A 24831-nucleotide genomic window follows, 5' to 3' on the forward strand; every position below is an offset into this window, starting at 1 on the left:
CCATTTCCCATACTGCGTCCAGCGCTGGCCAATCACCCCAAGGACGCGTGATGAGATTTTCACTCCGACTGACTCAAACCCTGATGTTGTGCCTTGCCGGAGGGTCTTGCGCCCCCGGCCCTTCCGATACGACTTCCGCCCCGGATGCGAGCGCCTCCGTGGCCCAGACGCTCGCATCATCGAACGCGCAGTATGACGCCCAGCTGGCAGCGCCCGCGTGCACCGCCCACGGCGCCCTCTGTGATTCCAACTCCACGCTGACGGGCCGGGGCACCGTGGGCCCCGAGTCCAACGCTCCCAATACGTTGGGCGGAAGCTGCACCGACGGGAACGACGGCACCTTCCAGTCCGACGCCTCCGTGGAGGCCCTCCGCGTCTCCACCGTGGATGGCGTCTCATGGCTCGCCCAGGGGCGGACGGTGAAGGTGGAGGCGGACGTGTGGGGTGCCCCCTCCTCCGGCAGCGCGCTGATGCTCTTCCGGGCCACGGATGCCACCGCGCCACAGTGGGTGCACCTGGTCACGCTGCCCGCCACCGGCGGCGCCGAGACCCTCTCCACCACCTTCAAGCTCCCCGCGGGCAGCTTCCAGGCCGTGCGCGCCGTGCTCGTGGACGCCGCCCAGGCCCAGGGCGCTCCGTGCACCCCCGGGGCTGTCCATGACCACGACGACCTTGCCTTCGCGGTCTCCGCGCCGGACGTCACCCAACCCTCCGTCACGCACCTGCCCGCCGCCGGGAGCACCGTCTCCGGGCAGGTGACGCTCGTGGCCCAGGCCGTGGATGACCAGGCCATGGGCCGGGTGGACTTCTTCATCGACAACGTCCTCGTGGGCAGCGACAGCAGCGCGCCCTTCGAGGCGAGCTGGGACAGCTTCTCCGTGCCCAACGGCATGGTCTACTGGATGGTGCGGGTCTACGACGCCGTGGGCAATGCCCGGGCCTCGTCCGTCAATCTGTACATCCGCAACGACTACGCCGCGCCCACGGTGAGCCTCATCGCCCCCGTGGATGGAGCGACGGTGGGCGGGTCGAGGAGCGTGGTTGCCAACGCCACCGACGACATCCGCGTCACCCACGTGGAGTTCTACCTCGATGACACCGTGCTGCTCGGCACGAGCGTCCAGGCCCAGTTCGGCATCCCCTGGAACGTCCAGACGGCGCCGCCCGGCCCGCATACGCTGACGGCCCGCGCTTACGACGCCTCCGGGAAGGTGACGACGTCGGCGCCCGTGCACATCACGGTGGACCCGCCGCCCACGGTGGCCGTTGTGTCGCCCGCGGCGGGCGCCGTGCTGAGCGGCTCGGTGTCGCTCACCGCCACGGCGACGGACAACACGCCTGTCTCCCGGGTGGACTTCCGCGCGGAGCTGAACAACACCATCCTGTGCAACGCCTACAGTCCCTCGTACAGCTGCAGTTGGTACACCCGGAACCTGCCCAATGGCCCCACCCGGGTCCGGGCCGAGGTCCTGGATACGGCGGGCAATCTCGTCTACTCCGAGTGGCTCACCTTCACGCTGGACAACGACCTCACTGCGCCCACCGTGACCCTCACCTCGCCCGTGGCGGGAGCGACCGTGAGGGGGAGCCTGGTGTTCTCGGCCGACGCCTCCGACAACCGCGGGGTCACCTCCGTGGAGTTCAAGGTGGACGGCAACACCGTGGCCATCGACAACACGGCGCCGTACACCCTCACGTGGAGCAGCACCCAGCTGGCCAATGGCACCCACACGGTGTCCGCGCGGGCCTGGGACGCGGCGTACAACCTGGCGAACTCGGCCACCGTGAACATCACGGTGGACAATGACGCCGTCGCGCCGGGGGTCTCCTTCACGTCGCCGGTGGAGGGCGCCGTCCTGCAGGGGACCGTCACGCTGGCGGCCAGCGCGAGCGACGACCACTCCGGCATCACGCGGGTGGAGTTCTACCGGGGCGCCACGCTGCTCGGGACGGACACGAGTGAGCCCTTCACCCATGACTGGGCCACACGCGCGCTCGCCAACGGCGCGTACACGCTGACGGCCAAGGCGTACGACGGCGCGGGGAACGTGGGCAGCACCAGCCTGAATGTGACCCTGAACAATGATTTCATCGCGCCCACGGTCTCCATCACCTACCCCGCGCCGAACGACATCCTCCTGCGCGAGACGTCGTACATCGTCACGGCTTCGGCCAGCGACGATGTCGGGGTGGCCCGGGTCGAGTTCTTCCTGGACGGGATGCCGGCCGGCACCAGCACCACCGCGCCCTTCTCGGTGCCCTGGTACATCTACACCACCGCCGGGCTCCACTCGGTATCCGCCAAGGCATATGACGCCGCGGGCAATGTCACCTCCAGCGCGTCCGTGATGGTGACGGTGCAGTATCCGCCCTTCCCCAACTACAGCCCCTTCAGCTACAGCGCGAGCAACACGAGCGATGCGACGACGGGCACGGCCAACCAGACCATCGCGATGACGGCGGGACAGACCTTCACGGTGGGAACCTGCGGCGTGGCGGGCTCAACGTTCACCGGTGACACCTACCTGCGCCTCTACAACCCGAATGGCACACAGGTGGCCTTCAGCGACAACGCGTGTGGTGGTGCGGGCTCGAGCTTCGTCTACACGGTGCCGGCGGGCGCCGGCGGCAACTACCAGCTCCGCGCAGGCTGCTCCGCGAGCACCCGCTGCACGGGCACCGTGGCCTGGACGCTCAGCGCGGCGCCGGGCTCCGGGCCCCTCCAGTACAGCGCGAGCAACACCAGCAGCGCCACGGTAAGCACGGTGAACCAGACCCTCAGCTTGACGGCGGGCCAGGTCCTCACGCTGGGAACCTGCGGTGTGACGGGCTCGAGCTTCTCCGGTGACACCTATCTGCGGCTCTACGGTCCGAGCGGCACGCAGGTGACCTTCAACGATGACGCATGCGGTGGCGTGGGTTCGAACTTCGTCTACACGGTGCCCGCGGGCGGCAGCGGGAGCTACCAGCTCCGTGCTGGCTGCTACTCGAGCAGCAGCTGCAGCGGCACCGTGGCCTGGACCATCCGGTAACAGCCAGTGGTGACGCTGGGCGCGGGGAGGACCCCTTGTTCCTCCCCGCGCCTTCGTATTCCATGGGCAAACCAAAACAATCAGACAATCCATGATAACGCGCTTGTCTGGTCTTTCGGGTGGCATTGTCCTGAAGTCAACATTTGGAGTAGATGGGTCCAGGCGCGGTCAGTATTGGCTCTTGGAGGCCGTCCGGCCGCGTCCAGGGGGAACACAAACCCATGCGGAATGGATGTCTTTGGCGGTGGGGATGGAGTCTGGCGGTGCTGGTCGGGGCGGGATGCGGCGAGACACGAACGCAGGAGGAGGCCGCGCCCGTACCGGTCTCCACCCGCCAGCGCCTGGAGGCGCCGGTTTCGCTGGTGAAGGACTTCCGGCCTGGAGACTCCGGCGCCTCTCCCAACAACCCGGTGCGCCTGGGAAACTCGGTGGTCTTCACGTCCTCCGGCGGACCGGCGTCCAACTACGAGCTGTGGACGAGCGACGGGTCCGAGGGCGGGACGACGCGCGTGAACAGCGCGGGGTCGCAGGGGTTCTCCAGCGAGCCCCAGAACCTGACCCGCGTGGGAAACACGGTCTTCTTCTCGACGGGTGAGCTGTGGAAGAGCAACGGGACCGCGGGCGGCACGGTCTTCGTGAAGGACCTCAACGTCTGGACCGACTCCCGGCCCTCGGCGTTGACGGCGGTGAATGAAACGCTGTTCTTCGTCGCCAACGGTGACACCACCGGCCAGGAGCTTTGGAAGAGCGACGGCACGCCGAACGGCACCGTGCTGGTGAAGGACATCTTCCCGGGGAGTAATTCCGGCGCCTTGAGTTCCGGGCTGCGCAACGTGAATGGCACGCTGCTGTTCTTCGCCAACAACGGCACCACGGGCTATGAGCTGTGGCGAAGCGATGGCACCGCGTTCGGCACCTCGCTGGTGAAGGACGTCCGCCCGGGGCCGGACTCGAGCATCTCCGTGCAAGCGTCGGTGGTGCTGAATGGAGTGCTCTACGTCACGCTGGACAATGGCACCCACGGCCTGGAGCTGTGGCGGAGCAACGGGGTAGCCCCGGGCACCTTCATGATCAAGGACATCCAACCGGGAGCAGGAGGCTCCCGGCCCACTTCCCTGGTGGCACTGGGCTCGCGCGTCTTCTTCACCGCGGACGACGGCACGTCCGGCCAGGAGCCGTGGGTGACGGACGGGACGCCCGACGGCACACGGCGCCTCAAGGACATCTCCCCGGGCGCGACGGGCTCCAATCCTTCGAACCTGATGACTTCGGGGGGAAGGCTCTTCTTCAGCGCCACCGATGCCGTCCACGGGACGGAGCTGTGGACGAGCGACGGGACGGAAGCGGGCACCGTGCTGGTCCGGGACGTCCTGCCCGGCGCTGGAAGCGCTTCGCCCGTGCCCCTGGTGGACCTGGACGGGGTGCTGCTGTTCTCCGCGCAGGATGACGTCCACGGGAAGGAGCTGTGGAAGAGCGATGGGACGGAAGCGGGCACGGTGCTGGTCCAGGACATCTGGCCCGGCGCGGCCGGCTCCGGCCCGACCGCGGCCACGGCCGGAGACGGCTTCGCGTGGTTCTCCGCGGATGATGGCCTCTGGGGCCGCGAGCTGTGGCGGACGGATGGCACGGCGGCGGGCACCCGGTTGGTGCGCAACCTCAGGACGTCGCCGGTCAACAGCTCGCGACCGGTGACCCTGGTGGACGTCGACGGCACGCTCTTCCTTAGCGCCAACACGCTGGAGTCCGGCTTCGAGCCGTGGAAGAGCCGGGGCACGCCCGGGAGCACGGTGCTCATCAAGGACATCGCGCCGGGCCAGAAGTCCTCCGGTGGCTTCATGTGGAATGTGGGCGACAAGGCGGTCTACAGCACCAACGACGGTGTCTCCGGCCCCGAGGCCTGGATTACCGATGGCACCGCGGAAGGCACGCGCCTGCTCAAGGACATCCTCCCCGGGCCGACGAACGGCGTCGCGCCGGATGGCTTCGTGGGGATGGGGGACGGGACGTTCTACTTCCGGGCCAATGACGGGACGACGGGCGTGGAGCTGTGGCGGAGCGACGGGACGGAAGCGGGCACCACGCTCGTCCTGGATCTCATTCCGGGGCCGGGCGGCTCCGCGCCCCAGAGCCTCACCCCGTTCAATGGGACGCTCTTCTTCACGCCCTTTGAGGGCACGGGCGACATGGAGTTGTGGAAGACGGACGGCACGCCGAACGGGACCGTGCGCGTGAAGGACATCCGGTCGGGAAATGCACCCTCTGTCCCCAGTGACCTCACGCCCTACGAGGGCCTGCTCTACTTCGTGGCCTACGACGACACAGGCGTTCCCTTCATCCACCGGACCGACGGCACCGAGGCCGGGACGGTGAAGGTCACGGACGTCGTGCCGACGGGGACCGTCCGCCCCTTCGAGTACAGCTACGACTACCTGACGCCCGGACAGGGAGGCCTGTACTTCACCACCTCGGAGAACGGGGTGCCCATGCTGTGGCGGACGGATGGCACGTCCGAGGGGACCGTGCGCCTCCTGTCGCTGCCGAGTAAGTGGTTTAGCGACGCGTGGCCGAAGCAGTGGCTGTCCGTGGGGCCCTGGCTGTACTTCGTCGCGGACGAAGGCACGTTCGGGGCGGAGCTGTGGCGGACGGATGGCGCACAGGCGGTGGAGTTCGTGAAGGACATCCGTCCCGGCGCGCAGGGCTCCTCGCCCGAGAAGCTCACGGTGTTCGGGGACCTCATCTACTTCACGGCGGATGACGGGACCACCGGCCGCGAGCTGTGGGTGACCGATGGCACCCCGGAGGGCACCCGGCGGGTGGCGGACCTCCGGGAGGGACCGGAATCGTCGGTACCGGATCAGCTGACCGTCAGCGGAGGCGTGCTGTACTTCACCGCCGATGACGGGCTCACCGGCACCGAGCTGTGGAGGGTTGGGGAGGGCATCGACGACACGACGCCGCCGTCCGTGACCTGTCCTCCGGCCGTCACCGTGGAGGCCACGAGCGGTGCGGGTGCCACCGCGACCTGGCCCGACGCCGTGGCCACGGACGACGTCACGCCGGCGCCGGAGGTGAGCTACAGCCCCGCGCGCGGCGGCCTGTTCGCGCTGGGTCAGACGACCGTAACGGCCACGGCCCGCGATGAGGCGGGCAATACCGCGGCCTGCGGCTTCACCGTCGCGGTGGTGGACACCACCGCGCCCGCGCTCACCTGTCCCCAGGACGTGACGGTGGTGGCGGCCAGTGCCGCAGGTGCCACGGTCAGCTATCCGGCGGCCACCGCCACCGACGCGGTGTCGGACGTCACAGTGAGCTACCGGCCCGCGTCCGGGAGCCTGTTCCCCGTGGGCCAGACGCTGACGGTGGTGGATGCCCGGGACGCCGCTGGAAATACCTCCACGTGCGGCTTCCACGTCACAGTGCAGGAGCCGCCGGACGATGGGCCCAACGTCACGATGTGCAACCTGCCGCGCTACACGCAGGAGACGACCCTCATGGCCTGCGGCTGGAGCACGCCTCGTGCTGGTGGCGCGTCCATCACCCAGGCCTCCTTCACGGTGGACGGGGGCCAGCCCATCCCCGTGACGCCGGACTTCAGCGGGGGTTTTGTCCTCACCTTCCTCGACCTCGTGGAAGGCACCCATGTCGTGGAGCTGACCGCCACCGATGCGAGCGGTGCCGTCACGCGCAAGCAGATGACGGTGTCGGTGGACCTCACGCCTCCCGTCGTCACCATCGTCTCGCCTCGGGAGGATGAGACGCTCTCCAGTCCCCTGGTGGTCGTCACCTCCTCCATCCAGGACGCCACGCCCACGCGCGTGACGACCCAGTGGCTGGAGACCAGCACGGTGGACAGCGGCACGGGCACGGTCACCCACACGGTGGACCTGGTCAACCGGGGCTTCGTCCCGCTGCTGGTGACCGCCACGGATGCGGCGGGAAACCAGACGCAGGTCGTGAAGCAGATCTACATCGGGCCCGCGAACTGACAGTGGAGGGTCGGGGCCTGATGTCTGGAGACATCAGGCCTCCGACGCCAGTCACCAGGGCGGGGCCTCCACTTCGACGTAACCTCCTGGAATCACGAAGCGAAGGGCCGTGAAACGGTGGGCACGCGGGGTGCACTAGGGGTGGTCCGTCGCTGCACTCCACTCCCGAGGCCTTCCCATGAAGCTGCGCTCCTCTTCGTTCTCCAAGCCCTCTTCGTCGTTCGGCTCCAGCTCCACCTCCCGCCCCCGCAGCGGCAGCGTGCCGGCGAAGCCCGAGACCGCGAAGCCGAAGCCGGTGGCGTCTCCCGCGGAGCTGCAGGCGGGCAAGAACAACCTCAAGCCCACGGACTACGGCGTGGTGGACCCCAAGCTCCAGGGCATCCGGACCCGCCGTGACAGCGGCCAGTCCGGCGCGCAGTTCGCGGACTTCACGCAGGACGTGCGCAACTCCACCAACCGCCTCACGAGCAAGCCCGTGGGCAACCAGATGCTGAATGACATCAACGGCCGCACCCAGGCCGTGAACCCCGGCGCCACGGGCATGCAGAGCAAGCCGCTGACGGCGATGGACATCTACTCGGGCCGCAACTCGGCGATGCCCAACTCGCATGTGCCGCGCAACGACGGCACCCTGTCGTCCACCCGCCCGGCGTACCGCTTCGACGGTCAGCCCGGCGCCGGCACGGCCAGCGACATCAAGTACAACGAGAACGGCGGCGGCCAGCGCTTCAACAGCCTGGGCCACGAGTCCGTCCACGCCTGGCGCGCGTCCAACGGCCTCCAGGTGAGCCCCCTGGCCGCCAGCAAGCACAGCAACGCGGACGTCTTCAAGCAGCACCCGGCGCACTCGGACAACATGAAGTCCACCGTGGACAACCGCCTCCGCCTCTCGGAGGAGTTCGAGACCATTGGCCTGCGCCCCACCCCGCACACGAAGAACAACTGGGCCCCGTCCGAGAACGCCATCCGCGCCGAGCACGGCCTGCCCTCCCGCCAGGACTACTCGGGCCTGAAGCCCGACGGGAAGAACAGCAACGACCAGGCCTTCAAGAACTACGACGAAGGCACCGACGCCCGGAACTTCTTCCAGAAGCTGTCCGGCCAGCCGTCGCCCTTCCAGAAGATCGTCGGCGACCTGGAGAAGTGATTCACCGGGCGTTCAGGACCGCAGGTCCGCCAGCCATTGCAGGGCGCGCAGGCCGGGCATGAACCCGTACTCGCCTCCTCGGGTGACCACGAACCGCGACAGGCCTTTGAGACACCGGGGGATGGGCCGCCTGGGATAGGCGAACTCCCCGGTTCCGTCGTGGGCGCCAACGAGCGGATCCTTCGCCTCCCCCAACCCCAGGAACTCACCGCCGTTGATCCACTCGGATTGCACGAACTCGAACTGCCGTCCGAGGTGCGAGCCGATGAAGGCGAACATCAACCCCCGGTCGGCTCCGTCATCCTCGAGGACGCCTTCGGGAAGCTCGGACCCGTAGGCGGTTCCGCGCCGGATCATCCGGTGGAGTCTCACCACTCCCGCGACGGACGCGTCACGGGGGTTCGCGCGCCGGGCGTGTGACCCGGGAGGTGTCTTGTAGCCGGTCGGGTCGTCCGCGTAGTGGAAGTCATTGTTGCGCCGGGGGTCGGCGCCCAGGGAGGCATCGTCATGGTGCGGGCACAGCGCCAGGGGCGCGCCGCTGCGCCACCTCCCCATCATCTTCGCCGCCAGCAGCTCCTCGTCCTCGGGCCTGCTCGCGCTTTGCTTCAGGTACTGCCGGAACGCGGCCACCCGCTGATGGAGTTTGCGGAAGACGATGTACGTCCCATTGCGGCCCAGGACGTCGGGCTGGGGCATGGGTGGCAGGGTGCCTGTCTCGTCGGGGTAGCCCAGGACGAACTCACCTGCCTTGAGCGGCACCTCGTGGGGGTTGCTTCCTGGAATGCCGCTTCCCTCGACGGCCGGATGGCTGATGCCATCCCTGAACCCGAACGGCTCACGCTCCGTGCTGAGCGCGTGGCAGTCCTGACGCCAGAGGGCCTGGACGCCGCCCAGTTCCCGCAGGGCCCCGCCCGCGCGCTCCAGCGCGGCAGCGAGCCGGGCCTGGTCCGGTGAGAGCATCGTCAGCACGACATGGACGTCTGGAGTTCCCAGCGGCGATTCCCAATGCTCGGGGCTGCTCTCCCCTTCGTCCCCCAGCGCCCTCGCCCGGGCCGCCATCCCCTGCCGGAACTCCCACGCGAAGCTGTCCAGGGAGTCCCCTGGCACGCCCAGCGCCTCGAGCCCGGAATACGTGAGCGAGACGCTGACCCAGCATTCGGCGGCCGGACGCTCCGGATGCGCGGCCGAGGACACCACCGGGAGAAGCCGGCGCATCAGCTCCCGCCCTGCCCTCCGGTAGTCGATGCGCAGGAGGATGTAGGTCGCGACATACGGCGTGGGCCGGGGCCGGAGCACTCCGCTCTGGATGTCGTCCAGTTCGAGCATGTCAGTGGCCGGTGGCCAGGTTCTTCCAGAAGCGCTCGAGGCTCTCGTCCGCCCCGAACAGGGTGCTGAAGATGGTGGAGTCCGCCACCAGCACGTCACCGGCCCTGCCGTCGCCAGGCGGCATCCACACCAGGGCGTTGAACTCGGTGTTCCCCGCGTTCGTGAAGGGATGGGGCCGGGTCAGATCAATGGGCTGCGTCGCCAGGACGCGAACCGAACGGGCGTCGTCCGTCGTGACCGCGTAATGCGGCAGGTGCATGTGGAAGTTGAAGTTCTGGACCCCGTTGAGCCAGCCGCGGGTGTCCAGGTCCTCGCGCACCGTCAGCGGGACACTCCGGCTCGTTCCCTCGATGACGGCCGGGCGGAGGCCCCAGCGATTCTCGACGGGGATTCCCAGCCCCTGCATCAACGAGCGCGCATAACTGCCAAAGCGCTGCTGGCGAGGCACCAGCGCGTCGCCATGGTGGGCGTACTCGAGGGCACGCTCCTGCATGTCCTCCGAGTGCCCGACATCATGGTGGGGGCCTATCACCAGGCAGGTGCCTTCGCGCGCGAGGAACGCGCGGAGCGCTTCGAGCTCCTCCGGAGCCGCCACCTGCTCGGTGACGTTGTGGTCCAGGCTGAAGACGAGCAGCGTGTCCGCGTCGGCGAGGACCCGCTCGTCGAGCGGCAGGGTGAAGCCCGCCTGATCCACCCGCTGGAACATGGGGACCGCGTACCCGGTGGCCTCCTCGACGACCTTCTGGAACCGCACCCATGCCCAGAAGAAGAGCTCCAGCGAGCCGGAGATGCCCTGCTGGAACCTCCGCGGGTCCGCCCACTGCGGGGACTCATACGTGGGCCAGAGCACCCGGCGGACCTCGGTCATCGTCGAGAACCGATTGTCCATTTCGGTCGGATCCCGATTGGCCTCTCCGGGGTAGCTCCAGGACGTGTAGACGCTGACGCGCCGATGCCCCTTCGCATATCGCCGGGGCGCGTGGTCCTGGTTGTACGTCCGTGCGGGCTGGGTGCTCATGACAGGCCCTTCTCGCTGCGGTCCTACTGCATCTGCTCGATCATCTCGGAGAACGCGGCCTTGAGCTTCAGGGCCTTCTTGATCTCATCGCTCGTGAAGAACGGATACTCGCCGTACTCCAGGAAGCTGGTGCACTGGTGGTCCCGGATGAACTGGATGAACGCCTGCGTGTTGGTCTTCCAGTCCATGGGAAAACCCTCGAGGTTCTCGAAGGCCGTGTTGATGCCGGAGCGCGTGAAGATGACGACCGCGTCCTCGGTGTATTTGTCGAAATCGGTATCGAAGATGCCCTGGTACATGAACCGGGTGTCGTTATCGAAGAGCACCCAGCGCAGGTAGTGGAGCTTGAGCGGCGCCAGCAGGTGGGGCTCGGTCTTCAGGGACTCGGCCAATCGCTGACCGTAGCCGCGCATCGTATCGGCGCGCCCCGGTTTGACGTTGGCGACGATGGTGAAGCCGTAACAGGCGGGAGTCTTCGGAAAGATGGGGCCGTACTTCCCCTTCTCAAGGTGCTCGGTCGATTTGGGGATGGCTACTGCTTGAGGTGTGAGTTCCATCGCGAAGCTCCTCTGACACTCATGGTTCAAGCTCGCGACGAGGCCCGGCGCAGGCAAGGGCCGCCGGCCTCCAGCGGCCAGGCTGCGCTTCAAGCGCCCAGACCTCTTGAGGCCGAGGGACAGACGCACCAAGGACTCCCCCCCGTCAAAGGCGGCGGTGAGTCCCCGCCTCACGTCACGGGCGGTACAGCTCCACCGTGGTGTTCTGCGCGCTGGGGCTCAGGTAACCGCCCGCGACCAGGATGTCGCCCGTGCTGAGCGCGGTGGTCGCCTGGTTGTAGCGCGGCGTGGACATGGCGCCTGACACGGCCCAGGCGCCCGTGGCCGGATCGTAGAGCTCCCAGGCCCCCGACCGCTCGGGCTTCGACCTGGGGCACATGACCTTCACGAGCGACGCGGGGACCTGCACCTCCAAGGGCAGGTCCCCGGACCAGGCATGATGCTCGTCATCGCGTTCGCGGACCTGCGCGGAGGGCTCAAGGCGCTGGTGGTGGGCGGCGCGACGGACCACCGCTTCGTGGGCGCGGACTCATCCTTCAGCCTGCGCTTCAAACGGGCGAAGAAGGGCCGCATCGCCATCCAGTGCGGCACGGCGTCGTTGGGTGAAGTGGCGTCCGACGAGCTGTGCCGTGCCGTCCTGCAGGGCGTGGAGTCCTTCATGGCCCGGCCCGAAAGTGCCCTCCCCCTGGAGATGCGGCGGGAGGGGACCTGGAGATGAGCCTGCGAGAGTTCCGAGCGGCCGTCCCGGGGATGTGAGTCAGCCGACGCCCTTTCGGCCGTAGAGGAGCAGGCATGCAACTACACGCCTACTCCTACATCGGTCCGGAGGCGATACGCCTCGCCGTCGAGAACGCCCCGGTGGGATTTCCCATCGTGGCACCACGCGACGTCGAGGCGTGGCTCGATGCGACGCCAGACGCCCTCGTCGAAGGGGCTACATACGTCGTCGACCTCCAGGGACGCCTGCGGCTGGCCCCACGACGCGCCGAGCACGTTGCATGCGCGGGGGGCGAAGAAGTGCTGGCAGCCGGAGAGATCCGTTTCCAACGAGGGAGCCCGGCTCCCTTCGTGACGGAAGTCTCGAATCAGTCGACGGGGTATTGCCCGGACACGACCTGCTGGGCCGCCGTCGAATGGGCCCTCACGAACGCGGGGCTGAGTCCCCCCGCTGGCTTCACGCACGAGGCCGTCTTCCGGCGCTGCACGCAGTGCGGCGAAATCAACCTCGTGAAGGAGGCCTGGTTCGTCTGTGTGTTCTGCGAGGCGGACCTTCCCGCCACGTGGAATGTCTCGCCGCGACGGCTAGCATGCCCGCTCCCGAACACGCCCGTGCAAGCAGGAGGGCCGCGTGGCATCCGTTGAAGGCATCCACCCGAAGTCGCAGGCCCTGGAGCTCGAGGCTCCCCTGCCAGGGGTGATGGATGCCCTGGCGGCGCTCCCGTCCATCCAGAAGGCCCGCCGCTTCCGGAGCCGCGTGGGGCACCGGCTGATCTCCCTGTCGAGGATCGGGGTCTTCCTCCTGCTCCTATGGGTTGCCGGCACCGCCGACGGCCCCCTGGATGTCGTGGCGGGAACCCTCGCGGTCGGGCTGGGCATCGTGCTGTGGTTTCGCAGTCTGCTTCCCAGACGCTTCCACGCCGAGGGCCATCCTGGCGATGCGCTGGACCGCCGGCCAGAGCTGGTCCGCCGGGTGCTCCTGCGCCTCAAGGACGACCTCGCACCCAAGACGCCCGTGCGCCTGCGGCTTCGTCCCGACCCGCGTCCCGAGGGGCCGGGTTCGAGCTTCTATGACCTGAAGCTCCTTTCGAAGGCCGTGTCGGATGTGCTGGACCCGTGGCTCACGCTGGAGACGCGGCTGGCGGATGGCGCGCACCTGCGGCTGAGCGCGGTGGAGCGCCGCAGGAACAAGGTCAGCGACCCGGGACCCAACGGGCCCCGGCGCCGCAAGAAGACCAAGGAGTACGACACCCTGTTCCTGGACGCCCGGCTGCGCGTGAAGGCGAAGCGGCACCCGCGGCTCGCGGCGCTGTCATTGGACCGGGCCCGGGAGGCGGTGCGCCTTCCGCCCGGTGCGAAGCTTCAGCGGCTGCGCATCACCGGGGAGCGCCTCCGGCTCCGGATCCGGCTGGAGGAGTCCTGGCTCCCCCATGTCCCGAAGGACGCGGCGGCTGAAGCGTCCCCTGCCCCGGACGCGTCGCGCGCGGTGACGATGATGCTGCTGAGCCTCTACCAGGTGCGCCACCTCGCCCGGACGCCCGAGGCCGTCAAGGCACCGCAGCGCGAGAAGGCGCCGCAGCGCCGGGCGAAGTCGCGGCGCCGCCGCTCCGGTTGAGCCTTCAGAACGAGGCGCTCCACGTGAGCGCGGCTCCCCCTGGAGTCGGCGCGACGCCAACGTCGGTGAGCAACGAGATGGCGCGGTGTTGCCGCTTCCATTCGACGTAGGTGTTGTGGCGGCTGATGCCCACGAACAGGAGCGGGAGCCCCACGGCCGCGAGGACGCCGCCAATCACCAGGGAGGACCCAAGACAGACATCCTGCGTGTCGCGAGGAATCAGGCTCGTCTTGCAGAGAGGCGAGGAGAGCAGGTTCACCGCGGCCACGCCGGACAAGATGCTGCCTGTGACGAGCATCCCGGTGCCCGTGGGGGGAGGCCTGCCGCTGAGCAAATCATCCGCGCGGTCCTGGGCGAGCGCGGGGACAGAGGCAAGGGTGAACGCGGCACTCACGAGCAAGGAGAGAGGCGTCTTCATGTCGTGAGGAAAGAGCATGGGCGAGCTTGTCGTCAAGCACGCCCACGCCACTCCCTGGCGCTGGTTCGACAAGACCTACGAGATTGAACTGTCACGGATGGCGCCATTGAGACGCATGGCTTCACTCCTTCAGAGCTTGACGCAGTTGGCTTACAGCGGGCCCGACTTCGCACTCTTCACCGGTGAATCCGCCCGGGACCCATAGGTATCCAGCGCGAGGGTGGACCGGGTGTTGACCGGTGAAACGACCCGCGCACGGTGTCGCCCCCGCGGCTTTCGCTGGCCCGCCGGGCTGACTTGTTCCGGCGGGCCACCATCCCCACCTCTCTGAGACCCGGTCAGGGGGTCGCTAATGGTGGTGTTCCTCATGGACGGGCAGTGCGCACCCGCGCGGGTGGTGCGCCACTCGACCGCGGCGCGCAGGCTGCGCCTGGAGGTCCCCGACCTGCGGTGGAATGCCTTCCTCGGCAGGCGGCTGGAGCGAACCTTCGCCACCTGGCCCGGCGTCGTGGACGTGAGCGCGGAACCCCGCACGGGACGGCTGCTGGTGCGCTACGCGCCGCAGGCCCCGCTGCTGGCCCGGCTGCGCCAGGAGCCCGACACACAGACCGCCCAAGGAACCACGCCGCGCAAGGCCGGCCCGGTGCAACACGCGCGGCGCGGACAGCAGGAGCCGTGGCATGCGATGACCGTGGACGCGGTGCTGGCCCGGCTGGACGGTACGGAGCAGGGCCTCACCACCGAGGAGGCGGCCCGGCGGCTCAAGCGCTTTGGCCCCAATGTCATGCAGGAGGAGGCACCGCGCTCGCGCCTGGCCATGATGGGCTCGCAGCTGGCCACCGTGCCCACGATGCTGCTGCTGGGTTCGGCGGGGGCCTCGGTGCTCGCGGGAGACGGGCTGGAGGCGACCGCCATCCTCACGGTGGTGGGGCTCAACGCGGGCATCGGCTACCGCATCGAGCGCCGCAACCAGGAGCTGCTCGCGTCGTGGCAGAAGCTGGAGGCGGGTGCGGCACAGGTGCTGCGCGGCGGCGTCCTCCTCACGGTGCCCGCGGCGGAGCTCGTGCCCGGGGACGTGGTGCTGCTGCGCGCCGGAGACGTGCTGCCCGCGGACATGCGCGTGCTGGAGGCGCACCGGCTCTGCGCGGACGAGGCTCCCCTCACCGGCGAGAGCGAGCCGCAACCCAAGCAGGCCGCGCCGGTGGATGCGCGGGCGCCGCTGGCCGAGCGGACGCCGCTGTTGTTCGCGGGAACCGCGGTGGCCTCGGGACGTGGGCGCGCCCTGGTGGTGGCCACGGGCGCGGACACGGAGATGGCGCGCGTGCGGGAGCTGGTGGCGCAGGAGTCCGCGCCGTCCACGCCGCTGACGCGCAAGATGGGCCAGTTGGACCGGCGCGTGGCGGCGGCCTCCGTGGGCGCGGCGACGCTGTCCGCCCTGGCGGGCCTGGCCCACGGCCGCTCCGGGCCCCAGGTGCTGCGCGGCGCGGTGGCGCTGGGCGTGGCGGCGCTTCCCGAGGGCCTGCCCCTGGTGGCGACCGCGGCGCTGCTGCGCGCCATGCAGCGGCTGCACGCGCGCGGCATGGTGGTGCGGCGCGTGGTGGCCGCCGAAGCGCTCGGAGGCGTCACCATCATCTGCGCGGACAAGACGGGCACCCTCACGCGCAACGAGATGCGGCTGGAGGTGCTGGACCTGGGGGAGGGCCCCCTGGAGCTGTCCTCGCTGCGTCCGCGCCCCCAGGCCGTGCTGGAGGATCCACCCACGCTGGCGCTGGCGTTGGGACTGCTCAACAGCGACGTGGACATCCACCACCGCGGCACGACGCTGGAGGTGTCCGGCAGCTCCACGGAGAAGGCGCTGGTGGCCGCCGCGCACGCCGCGGGGCTGGACGGGGCCGCGCTGCGCCGCGCCTTCCCTCGCCGCCACCTCCGCGAGCGCTCCGAGGCCATCCACTACGTGCTGAGTGTCCACCATGCGCCCGGCGATGGCACGGTGGCCTTCATCAAGGGAGCTCCCGAGCAGGTGCTGGCCATCTGCGAACGGGACTCGAAAGGGCCGCTGGACGCACAGCAGCGGAAGCGGCTGGCGAGGCGCAACGACGCGCTGGCGGCGGACGGGCTGCGCGTGCTGGCGCTGGCCTGGCGGCGGCTCGACGGGGACGCGGGCCCCGCGCCGACGGAGGGGTACACCTTCATCGGCTTCGTGGGGCTGAGGGACCCGCTCCGCGAGGGCGCGGCGGAGTCGGTGCGCCAGGCGCGAGGCGCGGGCATCCGCACGGTGGTGTTGACGGGAGACCAGCCCCGCACGGCCGAGGCCGTCGCCCGGCAGGTGGGATTGGAGGGGGACACCCTCACCCCGCATGAGCTGGCGGAGCTGCTCGAGCTGTCGGGAGAGGCGCTTTCGGACGGGCTCGCCCGCACCGCGGTGCTGGCGCGTGTGACTCCGGAGGACAAGCGGAAGCTGGTGAAGGCCCTGCGCGCGCAGGGAGCCATCGTCGCCATGGCGGGAGACGGCATCAACGACGCCCCGGCGCTCCGGGCCGCGGACGTGGGCGTGGCGGTGGGCGTGCGCTCCAGCGACATGGCGCGCGCGGTGGCGGATGTGGTGATGGCCAGCGAGGACCTGCGCAGCATCATGTCCGCGGTGGGCGAAGGCCGCATCGTCCAGGACAACCTGCGCCGGGCGCTGCGCTTCCTCTTCGCGACCAACCTCTCGGAGATGACGCTGGTGTTGGGCGCGAGCCTGCTGGGGCTGCGGGAGCCGCTCTCGCCGCTGCAGTTGCTGTGGATCAACCTCCTCACGGACACGCTGCCGGGAATCGCCCTGGCGCTGGAGCCGGGAGACCCGGCCATCCTCGACCGGCCTCCGGCGCCACCGGGGATGCCGCTGCTCACGAGACCGGCGGTGCGGCGGGTGGCGCGGGACGGCGCGCTGATGGCGGGCGTCGGAGCACTGGGGATGGCACTGGGTGGACCACCGCTGGCGTTCGGGACGCTCACCGCGGTGCAGCTCGGTTATTCGGCCGTGTGCCGCGCGCCCCGGGAGGCGCGGCGGCATATCCCCACGGACGGCGAGTGGCGCATCTACACCTTCGTCGGCGGTGCCACGGCCCTGCACGTGGCGGCGCTCACCCTCCCGCCGCTGCGGCGGGTATTGCGCCTTCCAGCGCCCACGCCGCTGACGTTCGGCGGGCTGGCCGCGGGACTGTTGCTCCCGGCCCTGGTGGGCGCGACGCCCGCGTGGGGCGCGCAGGTGGTGCGCCGGGCGCGGCGGGTGACGGACACAACCTCTTCCCTGGAGACACCTTCATGAAGTTCGACCTCCCCTCCTTTCTCATGGGCTACGGCGCGGGCGCGGGCACCGTGCTGGTGACCAAGCATCTGCGGCCGCTCCTCGTGGAGGTGGCCACCGCGGCCTACCACTTCGTCGACATGGTGATCGCGCGCGCCGCGATGAAGCACGAGGACATCGAGGACCTGATGGCGGAAGCGAAAGCGAGGGCTCGCGGAGGCGAACGCACGCGGCCCGCGGATGAGGCCCGGGCCTAGGGAGCGCACATGGAGAAGAGCATCCACGTCATCCACACGTCACCGGGGCGCACGCGCCTGCGGCTGCCGTGGTTGCGGCGCGCCGGGAAGGTGGCCACGTCGCTGGCGGACGACCTGCTGCTGGTGGAGGGCATCAGCGAAGTGCAGGTGCGGCCCTTCACCGGCAGCGTGCTGTGCATGCACGACCCCGAGGAAATAGACGTCGATCGACTGCTGGAGGAGGTGCGCCGGAGCACCGGCGTGGACACGGTGGTGCGCCCTGGAGAGGAACTGCCCGACGGGGACGCCCTGCTGCGGTCCCTCGAGGAGGGCAGCGGCGTGGCGCGAGCGGCCAGCTCGTTCATCAAGGGACTCAACGTGGAGCTGCTACGAGCCACCGAGGGCCACGTGGACCTGGGCGCGCTGACGGCGCTGGGCTTCGCGGCGGCGGGCGTGATGAATGTGGCCGTCAAAGGAAGGCTCGAAGCCCCTCCGTGGTTCAGCCTGGGCTGGTGGGCCTTCCGCACCTTCGCCACCATGGAGGAGTTGGCCATCCGGAGCACGCCAGCCCAGGTGCGCCACGACAGCGGCGACGCGCCCCCGCATGGCAAGGGCCCCCCCGGCGCCTCCCACTGATGTCGGTCCGCGGTGACGGCCTTTTGCAAGGCACCAGACAGCGCGGCGGTTGAACCGGTGAGCCTTGGAGCCCCTCGGCCATGTCCCCAACGTCCTGGGGACAGGAGGGGTTCATGACAGACACAGGTAGCAGTGCACGCTTGAGGAAGAGGTGGTGCGGGGCCCTGCTCGCCCTGCTCCTGGGAGCGACACCTCTGCTCGCGGGCGCGCAACAGGAGCAGGCAACCGCCGAGCGCACCGAGTCCGAGGCCAAGATCGATCCCCAGGCCCAGCGCATCCTGCGCCAGATGGGCGACTTCCTGGCCGAGCAGCGGGAGTTCTCCGTCCGCACCGAGGGGACGCTCGATGAAGTGCTCGACTCGGGGCAGAAGATCCAACTGCAGCGCGCGGGCGACGTGCGCCTGCAGCGGCCCAACCGGCTCCGCGTGGACCGCGCCGGAGACCTGGCCAGGCTCCACCTCTTCTATGACGGCCAGCGACTCACGGTCCACGGCGAGCAGGCCAACGCGTATGCGACGACGCCCGCCCCCTCCACCCTGGATGCCACGTTGGACATGGCCTCGCAGAAGCTCGGATTGGATGCGCCCGGGGGTGACCTGCTCGTCAGCAATCCCTACACCGCGCTCACCGAGGACGTGCGCTCCGGGAAATACCTCGGCCGCGCCAAGGTGAACGGCGTGCCCGTGCATCACCTGGCGTTCCGCAACCGCGACGGCGTGGACTGGGAGCTGTGGGTCGAGGACGGCCCGCGGCCCCTGCCGCTCAAGTACGTCATCACCTCGCGGGACCTGCCGGGAGCGCCGCAGTACTCGGTGACTCTGTCCGAGTGGAACCTGTCGCCCCAGCTCACCCCGGACCAGTTCCAGTTCACGCCCCCACGCGATGCCACGCGCGTGTCGTTCCTCGCACCGGACTCGAAGGGCGGAGCGCAGCAAGGAGGCTCGAAATGACAACGCACTCGCGCAAGCCCCGCCAGCGGGCGGCGGCGATGTTGCTGGGGCTCTTCTTCCTGGGAGACATGCTCCCGGAGGTGGCCCTGGCCCAGTACTACGGCACGTCGCGCCGGGTGGCGCGGCGCACCTCGAGACGCACGGCCGCCCGTCAGGACGCCGTCTACGGCAACAACACGACCGTGGTGGCGGCACCGGCGGGCGCGGCCACCGTCACGACGCTCCCCGCGGGCTGCGCGGCCACGACGGTGGGCGGCGTCGCCTACCAGCAGTGCGGCGGCGTCCGCTACCGCCCCTTCTACCAGGGGGACACCCTCGTGTACGTCGCCGAGTAGTCGTCCCTGGCGCTCCGGTGATCACCGCCGGAGCGCCTCGTCTGGCCAGGACAGGAGCTCGACGTATCCGTCCGTCCCATGCACGCGGATCCGCTGCCCGTCCCGGATCAATCGGGTGGCCTGCTCCACGCCCACGACGGCTGGCAAGCCGTACTCCCGTGCGATCACCGCGCCGTGGGTCATCAGGCCGCCGACCTCCGTCACCAGGCCCTTGATGGACACGAACAAGGGCGTCCAGCTCGGGTCCGTGAAGGAGGTGACCAGGATGTCGCCTGCTTCGAGCCTGGCCTCCGCCATGTCCAGGATGACGCGGGCGCGTCCCTCGATGGTCCCCGCGGAAACCGCCAGGCCGACCAGCGCGCCCGCCGGCAGGTCGTCGCGCCGGTATGCCCCGGCGATGACCTCGCCATCCGAGGTGAGCACCCGGGGCGGCGTGAGCGCTTGATACGACCGGAACGCGTCCTTGCGCTGACGGATGAGCAGGTCATCCGCCTGGTTCGTGCGCACGACGTCGTGGAGCTCCTGGAACGTGAGGTAGAAGATGTCTTCCTTTTCACGAAGCACGTGGGCCTGCACGAGGCGCCCGGCTTCTTCCAACAGGGCCTGCTTGTAGACGAGGTACCGGTTGACGATGCCGTACTTCGGATACTCCCGGTACCCCATGAAGGTCCGGACCCGGTCGATCATCCGCTTCGTCTCTTCAGCCTTCGCCTCCCCGTCCGGCAAGGCCCGCAGGCGCTCCAGCAGCTCCTGTTCCTTCTTCCAGGCCTCCTGACGTCCCTGCTCGAAGCGCCGCGCGCCGGCACCCGGTTCGAAGTTCTGGATGTTGCCCAGGAGGATGGGCACGAGCGTGGAGGGCCGTTCGCTCCAACGCGGCTTCGTGATGTCGATCTCGCCGACGCAGCGCATGCCGTACTTGTCGAGATAGGCGCGGATGGCGTCTCGCGCTTCCCGGCCGCCCGCGAGCGTGTCCATCCCGTCCAGGAAGCCTTCATCCTCGACCTGCCGCAGGTAGGCCACCACGTCCGGATGCGGGCGGATCACGTCCGCGACCTCCAGGAGCGCCAGCCCCATCTCCGACGTGACGTTGTTGGGGACGGACTGCGTGAGCGTGTCTGCCGCGTTCTTCTCGCCCAGCCACGCCTGCAGCTGCTCATTGAGCCACCAGGTGGCCTCCATCCCGGCCATGATCGCCTGATGACTTCGCGGCTCGAACAGGAGCCGCTTCAGCTCCTGGATGTCCGTCAGGATGAAGTCGAACAGCGCCGCCCCGGACTTCGTCTGGATGTCGCGCTTCAAGGCGGCGACGGAGGCCTGATTGCCGCCGATCAGTTCGTCGACGATGGCCGGATCGGTTGCGATCGGGGCGGGTGCGCCGCCAGCCGGCGGCCTGCTGGGACTCGCGTCCGGGAGTGGCCGGATGAAGTCGCTGCGTCCAAGGAGGGTCTGCAGCGCATCCTTGATCAGCGGATCGTTCTTCCCCAGGCCGTCCACGAGGACCGCGCGGCCCGCCGGTGAAGCCAGGAGCTGGGTGATGTCGACGAACAGCCTCCCGCCGGCCTCGAACATCGGCCGCAAGGCCGTCAGCTGGAACAGGGAGAGCCCCAGCGGCTTCATGGCGTCGGTCATCATCTGCTGATGACCGACGGAGACGTAGACGTGGTTCTCCTGGTCGCTGGCCACGGGGATGGGGAACAGCGTGGTGATGGGCCGGCTCTGGACGAAGAAGAACGCGTCATCGACCAGGCACCATTCGATGTCCTGGGGACGGCCGAAGTGCGCTTCGATCCGCCGGCCCAGCTGCACGAGCCGCACGACCTGCGCATCCGTCAGCGCGGGCTGCTGCTGCCGCTCCGGATCGATCGCCTGTTCCTGCGTCCCGCCTGCCGGCAAGGCGTGGATGGCCAGTTGCTTGGTGGCGATCGCCTTGGAGATGACCTCGCCGTCCCGCACCTTGTAGGAGTCCGCGTTCACCAGACCGGAGACCAGGGCCTCACCGAGGCCGAAGTTTGCCTCCACGGAGGCGACCTTCCGGTGGGAGGTGATGGGGTCGGCCGTGAACAGGATGCCGGCCGCCTGCGGGAAGACCATCTGTTGCACGACGACCGCCATGCGGACCTTGCGGTGGTCGAAGCCGTTCCGCAGGCGGTAGATGACGGCCCGCTCGGTGAAGAGCGAGGCCCAGCACCGGCTGACGTGCTGGAGGATCGCCGCCGGCCCCACGACGTTCAGGTACGTGTCCTGCTGGCCCGCGAAGGAGGCCGTGGGCAGGTCCTCCGCCGTCGCGCTCGAACGGACGGCGTAGGCGGCGTGCTCACCGAGACTGGCGTGCGCGTGGGTGATTGCCACGGCCACATCGTCAGGGATGGCGGTCCCTTCGAGGGTCCGGCGGATCTCGGCGCTGAGCGCGCGGAGTTGATCCCGGTCGTCCGGCTTCAGGCGCGACAGTTGCTGGAGCTGCCCGTCGATTGACGGCGCCTCCGCCAGGATCCGCTGGAAGGCGTCGGTCGTCACACAGAAGCCAGCCGGCACGCGGATGCCGTCGATCCGCGAAAGCTCCCCCAGATGCGCGCCCTTGCCGCCCACGATCGCGACCTGCGTCTGGTCGAGTTCCTGAAGACCCAACACGTAGCAGCCCATGAGATCCCCTCGCTCTCGCCCAAAGGGCGGCACTGTACTCCTCGGATGCCCCCTGGAGGCCCGAACGGCGGCGTGAAACTCTCAGGTGGAGGACACTGCGGTCGGAATCAGGGAGGCAGGAGAGATGGGCTTTGGAAGTCGGTCCGCGCTGGGTTCGGTATTCATCATGCTCCTGGGCGCGAGCGTTCCGCGGGCGGTCAGCGCCGAGCCCGCGACGCAGGGAGGTCTCGAGCTCAAGCGCTTCAAGGCGAGCGAGACGACCGAAGCGATGTACGTCCTGCGCGCCACGGGCTGCCGCAAGGCGGGCGATACCTGCCAGCTCGAGCTCGAGTTGAGCGACGGGGCTGGCGGGAAGCGCAAGGCGAAGCTGCCCGCCGGTATGGCGTACGGGATTCAAGCCGAGTCCTCCGAGCGCTGGACCTCCGGCGAGGAGGAACAGAACGTCACGACCTCCGTCCAGCCGGTACGACTGGAGGCCGGGGAGTGGGGACTCCTCGTCACCCAGGAGGGCGGGTTCGAACATGTCCATCGCCATCACCGCCTCTACGCGGTCAAGGACGGCGGGGTGGCGGAAGCCTGGAACGGGGATGAGAACTTCGCGGGTCCGGAGAGTTCCCACGTCGGCCCATACCCGCTGACGCCGGGCTCACCGGTCGAGGGCTTCTACAGGGAGTATGCGTTTCTCTCCGCCGAGCCAGACCAGTGGAAGATTGATGCCTACCGCTGGGATGCCGCTGGCCGCAAAGTGGTGAAGGAGCTCCGGAACCGGCCCGCGCGCTACGCGGCCATCATCGGAAGCTTCAAGACGGTCCAGGAGGCCATCGCATCCCGCGACAACGCGCAGCTGGAGCAGGCCTGTACGAGCAGCTTCCTGGTCCTCGAGACCACGCCGCACAAGCGCCTGACGCCGGGGCTGTTCATCGTGACAAGCATCCACTCGGAGAAGAAGGCAGCCGAGGCCGCGCTGAAGAAGGTCAGTGCCTGCAATCCGAAGGTCTCGGGTTACGTCAAGACGCTCTGAGAAGACTCACTGGTGGAAGCTGGGAACGGCGGTGTCCCGGCCCAGCCGCACGGGGAGCTTCAGGGTCAGGTCAAAGGGATCCGCCATCCAATGGGGACAGGAATCACAATGTGGATGAAGTGCGTCTTGTCTGACGAAGAGCTCAAGCGGAGCACCTCGTCCGAAGCCGATGACTTGCTGGTGGGATACCATCTTTTCCAGACAGCCATTTTTCTCGGAACGAGTTCCCATCCCAATGTTTTTGGGGATGTGAAGGCCGCGGAATCAGGTGACTTCAGCAAGGCCTCGTTCGTCGTGCCAGGAGTAGACTTCGCGCTGGCATGGTCGAGTGTATTTCCCTGGCTCGAATCCTCCGAGAAGAAGTGGGTCTATGAGCATCCAGATGATGCCGCGCGGCTCGTGCTGGAGAAGGTCGGCAGCGAACGGGTTCGAATCTACCTGGACTGGGAGCCTACTGAATTCGTCGAGGTGGGTGAAACCGAGCTGGGTGAGGTAAGCCTTGAGGTGGTGGACGAGTTGGTCATCAAGTTGGTGGACCACCTCCCCAAATGCCCTGCCAAGGATGTGGCCGAAAGCCTGGAGAGTCTGGAAGAGGCCTACTCGGAGCTGGAGTAGCGCGCGGAGCCGGTCGAGGTGGGCAGCGACTTCGTCGCTCGAAAGCACCACCTCTACGGAGTGAACCTCGCTTCTTACACCGAATGGGATGAGCCCCCCGCACCACCTCCGCAGCTTGCCCGCATGCAGAAGGCCTTTCGTAGGAGCCTGGGCAAGTCGACCGACCCCAGGAATATGCTCCTGGAGAAAGTGTTGGCCCGGAGCCTGCTGGAGGCCACGGCGAAGACCTACTTCGATGATGACGAGGAGCGCTTCATCGTGGTTGACCTCAAGCCCACTGCGGACGAAGTCAAGCGCTGGGCGGCGCTGTCAGCTCCCGGCACCCGGTGACGAGGACTGCCCCATGAGTGATGTCCACCTTGTCTCCATTGGCGGTGGTGCGATCTCGCTGACACATCGACCCAAGCTCAAGGACTTCTCCACGCTGCGTGCCGAAGGGGTGACTCACGTCGTCACCCTGCTTGCGGAAACCGAGGGCGCACGCCAGCTTGGCGAGGCCGCGACCCGAGCGGGCCTCGGTTGGATTTGGGTACCGTTTCACGGCGGAGCGGTCCCGGCCCCCGAGCGGACCCAGGAGCTCAGGCAGGTGTTGCGCCAACTGAGCGCCATCGTCGAGGGCGGCGGCAAGCTGGTCATCCACTGCTCGGCGGGGATTCACCGCACGGGCATGTTCGGCTACGCGCTCTTGCGACACCTCGGACTGAGCGCCGAGGCTGCGCGCGCCAGGCTCGCAGAGCTGCGTCAGGTCACCGCGGAGGGCGTAGGCCCAGACCGCCTGGCCTGGGGGGATGCGCTGGTAGAGCCTTAGGCCTACTCGGAGCTGGAGTAGCGCGCGGAGCCGGCCACACTCGACTCACAGATGGGGGAAGCGAGCGACGGTCCTCCCGCCCAACAACACGGGAAGCTTCAAGCTCAGGACGACAGCCCCTTCGAAGCCATACCGGGGCCGGTGGTCCTCCGCGGCGGAAAGCGGGATGCCCAGGCGCAGGCCCACCGAGCCGTAGATGAAGGAGAAATAGGGCGCGACGTGGAGCCCCGTCGTGGCCACGTGCGTCCGGGATTCTGTTTCGTGCATCACGCCCAGCTCCAGCCTGTACCGCACCGAATTGTTGAGACACCAGGTTGGTTGTAATCAGGCCGCCTGCTTCGACTGCATCAGCGCTCGTCGGGCCTGACTCGGCGAGCGGAAATGGTGGCGCTCCAGCAGCCAGTGCTCGTTGTACCGGTGGGCCCACTCCAGCAGCGCCTGTCGGAGTGCCTCCACGGTGGAGAAGGTGCGCACCCAGAGCAGTT

At 68.7% G+C, this 24831-nt stretch carries 23 protein-coding genes; 16 read left to right on the forward strand and 7 right to left on the reverse strand.

Annotated features, from left to right (window positions below; genetic code table 11):
- Positions 1 to 158: 158 nt before the first annotated feature.
- The 3 genes from D7Y21_RS16265 (at position 159) to D7Y21_RS16275 (ending at position 8165) form a co-directional block, all read left to right on the forward strand.
- Positions 159 to 3032, forward strand: coding sequence for an Ig-like domain-containing protein (locus D7Y21_RS16265; RefSeq protein ID WP_121714238.1), 2874 nt, complete (start codon positions 159 to 161; stop codon positions 3030 to 3032).
- A gap of 263 nt (positions 3033 to 3295) precedes the next feature.
- Positions 3296 to 7018: an ELWxxDGT repeat protein gene (locus tag D7Y21_RS16270; protein WP_158627298.1), complete on the forward strand. Its 3723-nt coding sequence runs from the start codon at positions 3296 to 3298 to the stop codon at positions 7016 to 7018.
- A 178-nt stretch (positions 7019 to 7196) separates the two neighbouring features.
- Positions 7197 to 8165 (forward strand): M91 family zinc metallopeptidase, encoded by a 969-nt coding sequence (locus D7Y21_RS16275; RefSeq protein ID WP_120567042.1) that lies wholly within the window; start codon positions 7197 to 7199, stop codon positions 8163 to 8165.
- 12 nt (positions 8166 to 8177) lie between these two features.
- On the opposite strand, the gene D7Y21_RS16280 is transcribed toward D7Y21_RS16275, so the two are convergent.
- From D7Y21_RS16280 to D7Y21_RS16295, 4 genes are all read right to left on the reverse strand, one after another.
- Positions 8178 to 9491: a peroxidase gene (locus tag D7Y21_RS16280; RefSeq protein ID WP_121714241.1), complete on the reverse strand. Its 1314-nt coding sequence runs from the start codon at positions 9489 to 9491 to the stop codon at positions 8178 to 8180.
- Between the two features lies 1 nt (position 9492).
- The gene (locus D7Y21_RS16285; RefSeq protein WP_233612122.1) at positions 9493 to 10509 is read right to left on the reverse strand and encodes a hypothetical protein; all 1017 of its coding nucleotides are present in this window, start codon (positions 10507 to 10509) and stop codon (positions 9493 to 9495) included.
- Positions 10510 to 10532: 23 nt separating this feature from the next.
- Positions 10533 to 11066, reverse strand: coding sequence for a hypothetical protein (locus D7Y21_RS16290; RefSeq protein WP_121714245.1), 534 nt, complete (start codon positions 11064 to 11066; stop codon positions 10533 to 10535).
- A 175-nt stretch (positions 11067 to 11241) separates the two neighbouring features.
- Positions 11242 to 11481 (reverse strand): hypothetical protein, encoded by a 240-nt coding sequence (locus D7Y21_RS16295; protein ID WP_120567045.1) that lies wholly within the window; start codon positions 11479 to 11481, stop codon positions 11242 to 11244.
- Positions 11482 to 11502: 21 nt separating this feature from the next.
- On the opposite strand from D7Y21_RS16295, the gene D7Y21_RS16300 reads away from it, so the two are divergent.
- The 3 genes from D7Y21_RS16300 to D7Y21_RS16310 all read left to right on the forward strand — a co-directional run bounded on the left by D7Y21_RS16300 (position 11503) and on the right by D7Y21_RS16310 (position 13398).
- On the forward strand, positions 11503 to 11784 hold the full coding sequence (locus tag D7Y21_RS16300) for a hypothetical protein (RefSeq protein WP_121714247.1): 282 nt from the start codon (positions 11503 to 11505) through the stop codon (positions 11782 to 11784).
- 74 nt (positions 11785 to 11858) lie between these two features.
- On the forward strand, positions 11859 to 12428 hold the full coding sequence (locus D7Y21_RS16305) for a hypothetical protein (RefSeq protein ID WP_199735426.1): 570 nt from the start codon (positions 11859 to 11861) through the stop codon (positions 12426 to 12428).
- Positions 12415 to 13398, forward strand: a complete 984-nt coding sequence (locus D7Y21_RS16310; RefSeq protein WP_121714249.1) for a hypothetical protein — start codon at positions 12415 to 12417, stop codon at positions 13396 to 13398. Before D7Y21_RS16305 ends, D7Y21_RS16310 begins: the two co-directional genes overlap by 14 nt.
- Positions 13399 to 13402: 4 nt before the next feature.
- Here D7Y21_RS16310 and D7Y21_RS16315 read toward each other — a convergent pair whose 3' ends face one another.
- Positions 13403 to 13834: a hypothetical protein gene (locus D7Y21_RS16315; protein WP_121714250.1), complete on the reverse strand. Its 432-nt coding sequence runs from the start codon at positions 13832 to 13834 to the stop codon at positions 13403 to 13405.
- On the opposite strand from D7Y21_RS16315, the gene D7Y21_RS42745 reads away from it, so the two are divergent.
- The 6 genes from D7Y21_RS42745 to D7Y21_RS16345 all read left to right on the forward strand — a co-directional run bounded on the left by D7Y21_RS42745 (position 13833) and on the right by D7Y21_RS16345 (position 19262).
- Positions 13833 to 14021: a hypothetical protein gene (locus D7Y21_RS42745; protein WP_120567049.1), complete on the forward strand. Its 189-nt coding sequence runs from the start codon at positions 13833 to 13835 to the stop codon at positions 14019 to 14021. The genes D7Y21_RS16315 and D7Y21_RS42745 overlap by 2 nt on opposite strands.
- A gap of 147 nt (positions 14022 to 14168) precedes the next feature.
- Positions 14169 to 17126 (forward strand): cation-transporting P-type ATPase, encoded by a 2958-nt coding sequence (locus tag D7Y21_RS16325; protein ID WP_121714252.1) that lies wholly within the window; start codon positions 14169 to 14171, stop codon positions 17124 to 17126.
- Positions 17123 to 17362: a hypothetical protein gene (locus tag D7Y21_RS16330; protein WP_121714254.1), complete on the forward strand. Its 240-nt coding sequence runs from the start codon at positions 17123 to 17125 to the stop codon at positions 17360 to 17362. Before D7Y21_RS16325 ends, D7Y21_RS16330 begins: the two co-directional genes overlap by 4 nt.
- Positions 17363 to 17371: 9 nt before the next feature.
- The gene (locus D7Y21_RS16335) at positions 17372 to 17977 is read left to right on the forward strand and encodes an HMA2 domain-containing protein (RefSeq protein ID WP_120567052.1); all 606 of its coding nucleotides are present in this window, start codon (positions 17372 to 17374) and stop codon (positions 17975 to 17977) included.
- 140 nt (positions 17978 to 18117) lie between these two features.
- Positions 18118 to 18927, forward strand: a complete 810-nt coding sequence (locus D7Y21_RS16340) for a DUF2092 domain-containing protein (RefSeq protein WP_158619431.1) — start codon at positions 18118 to 18120, stop codon at positions 18925 to 18927.
- Positions 18924 to 19262, forward strand: a complete 339-nt coding sequence (locus D7Y21_RS16345) for a hypothetical protein (protein ID WP_120567054.1) — start codon at positions 18924 to 18926, stop codon at positions 19260 to 19262. Before D7Y21_RS16340 ends, D7Y21_RS16345 begins: the two co-directional genes overlap by 4 nt.
- Positions 19263 to 19283: 21 nt before the next feature.
- On the opposite strand, the gene rph is transcribed toward D7Y21_RS16345, so the two are convergent.
- Positions 19284 to 21902 carry a rifamycin-inactivating phosphotransferase gene (gene rph / locus D7Y21_RS16350; protein WP_121714256.1) on the reverse strand — a complete coding sequence of 873 codons (2619 nt, stop codon included), beginning with the start codon at positions 21900 to 21902 and terminating at the stop codon, positions 19284 to 19286.
- A gap of 124 nt (positions 21903 to 22026) precedes the next feature.
- Between rph and D7Y21_RS16355 the strand changes: the two genes are divergently transcribed.
- From D7Y21_RS16355 to D7Y21_RS16365, 4 genes are all read left to right on the forward strand, one after another.
- A complete protein-coding gene (locus D7Y21_RS16355) occupies positions 22027 to 22923 on the forward strand; it encodes a hypothetical protein (protein WP_121714259.1) in 897 nt (298 codons plus the stop codon).
- A 126-nt stretch (positions 22924 to 23049) separates the two neighbouring features.
- Complete coding sequence (locus D7Y21_RS16360) at positions 23050 to 23538, forward strand: hypothetical protein (RefSeq protein ID WP_147469302.1); 489 nt, start codon at positions 23050 to 23052, stop codon at positions 23536 to 23538.
- Positions 23539 to 23556: 18 nt separating this feature from the next.
- Positions 23557 to 23868, forward strand: coding sequence for a hypothetical protein (locus tag D7Y21_RS41445; protein ID WP_147469303.1), 312 nt, complete (start codon positions 23557 to 23559; stop codon positions 23866 to 23868).
- Positions 23869 to 23881: 13 nt separating this feature from the next.
- Positions 23882 to 24346 (forward strand): tyrosine-protein phosphatase, encoded by a 465-nt coding sequence (locus D7Y21_RS16365; RefSeq protein WP_121714263.1) that lies wholly within the window; start codon positions 23882 to 23884, stop codon positions 24344 to 24346.
- A 45-nt stretch (positions 24347 to 24391) separates the two neighbouring features.
- On the opposite strand, the gene D7Y21_RS16370 is transcribed toward D7Y21_RS16365, so the two are convergent.
- The gene (locus tag D7Y21_RS16370) at positions 24392 to 24640 is read right to left on the reverse strand and encodes a hypothetical protein (RefSeq protein ID WP_121714265.1); all 249 of its coding nucleotides are present in this window, start codon (positions 24638 to 24640) and stop codon (positions 24392 to 24394) included.
- Positions 24641 to 24831 lie beyond the last annotated feature (191 nt).

The organism is Corallococcus sp. AB045, from assembly GCF_003668895.1.
In the GTDB taxonomy this organism is placed as follows: domain Bacteria; phylum Myxococcota; class Myxococcia; order Myxococcales; family Myxococcaceae; genus Corallococcus; species Corallococcus coralloides.

Bases quoted from the DNA above. Each gene is read 5' to 3' on its own strand.
- D7Y21_RS16355 (WP_121714259.1), top strand. From the start codon at position 22,027: ATGGGCTTTGGAAGTCGGTCCGCGCTGGGTTCGGTATTCATCATGCTC.
- D7Y21_RS16330 (WP_121714254.1), top strand. From the start codon at position 17,123: ATGAAGTTCGACCTCCCCTCCTTTCTCATGGGCTACGGCGCGGGCGCG.
- D7Y21_RS16345 (WP_120567054.1), top strand. From the start codon at position 18,924: ATGACAACGCACTCGCGCAAGCCCCGCCAGCGGGCGGCGGCGATGTTG.
- D7Y21_RS16305 (WP_199735426.1), top strand. From the start codon at position 11,859: ATGCAACTACACGCCTACTCCTACATCGGTCCGGAGGCGATACGCCTC.
- D7Y21_RS16290 (WP_121714245.1), bottom strand. From the start codon at position 11,066: ATGGAACTCACACCTCAAGCAGTAGCCATCCCCAAATCGACCGAGCAC.
- D7Y21_RS16335 (WP_120567052.1), top strand. From the start codon at position 17,372: ATGGAGAAGAGCATCCACGTCATCCACACGTCACCGGGGCGCACGCGC.
- D7Y21_RS16315 (WP_121714250.1), bottom strand. From the start codon at position 13,834: ATGCTCTTTCCTCACGACATGAAGACGCCTCTCTCCTTGCTCGTGAGT.
- rph (WP_121714256.1), bottom strand. From the start codon at position 21,902: ATGGGCTGCTACGTGTTGGGTCTTCAGGAACTCGACCAGACGCAGGTC.
- D7Y21_RS42745 (WP_120567049.1), top strand. From the start codon at position 13,833: ATGGGCGAGCTTGTCGTCAAGCACGCCCACGCCACTCCCTGGCGCTGG.
- D7Y21_RS16285 (WP_233612122.1), bottom strand. From the start codon at position 10,509: ATGAGCACCCAGCCCGCACGGACGTACAACCAGGACCACGCGCCCCGG.
- D7Y21_RS16365 (WP_121714263.1), top strand. From the start codon at position 23,882: ATGAGTGATGTCCACCTTGTCTCCATTGGCGGTGGTGCGATCTCGCTG.
- D7Y21_RS16325 (WP_121714252.1), top strand. From the start codon at position 14,169: ATGGTGGTGTTCCTCATGGACGGGCAGTGCGCACCCGCGCGGGTGGTG.
- D7Y21_RS16280 (WP_121714241.1), bottom strand. From the start codon at position 9,491: ATGCTCGAACTGGACGACATCCAGAGCGGAGTGCTCCGGCCCCGGCCC.
- D7Y21_RS16275 (WP_120567042.1), top strand. From the start codon at position 7,197: ATGAAGCTGCGCTCCTCTTCGTTCTCCAAGCCCTCTTCGTCGTTCGGC.
- D7Y21_RS16300 (WP_121714247.1), top strand. From the start codon at position 11,503: ATGATGCTCGTCATCGCGTTCGCGGACCTGCGCGGAGGGCTCAAGGCG.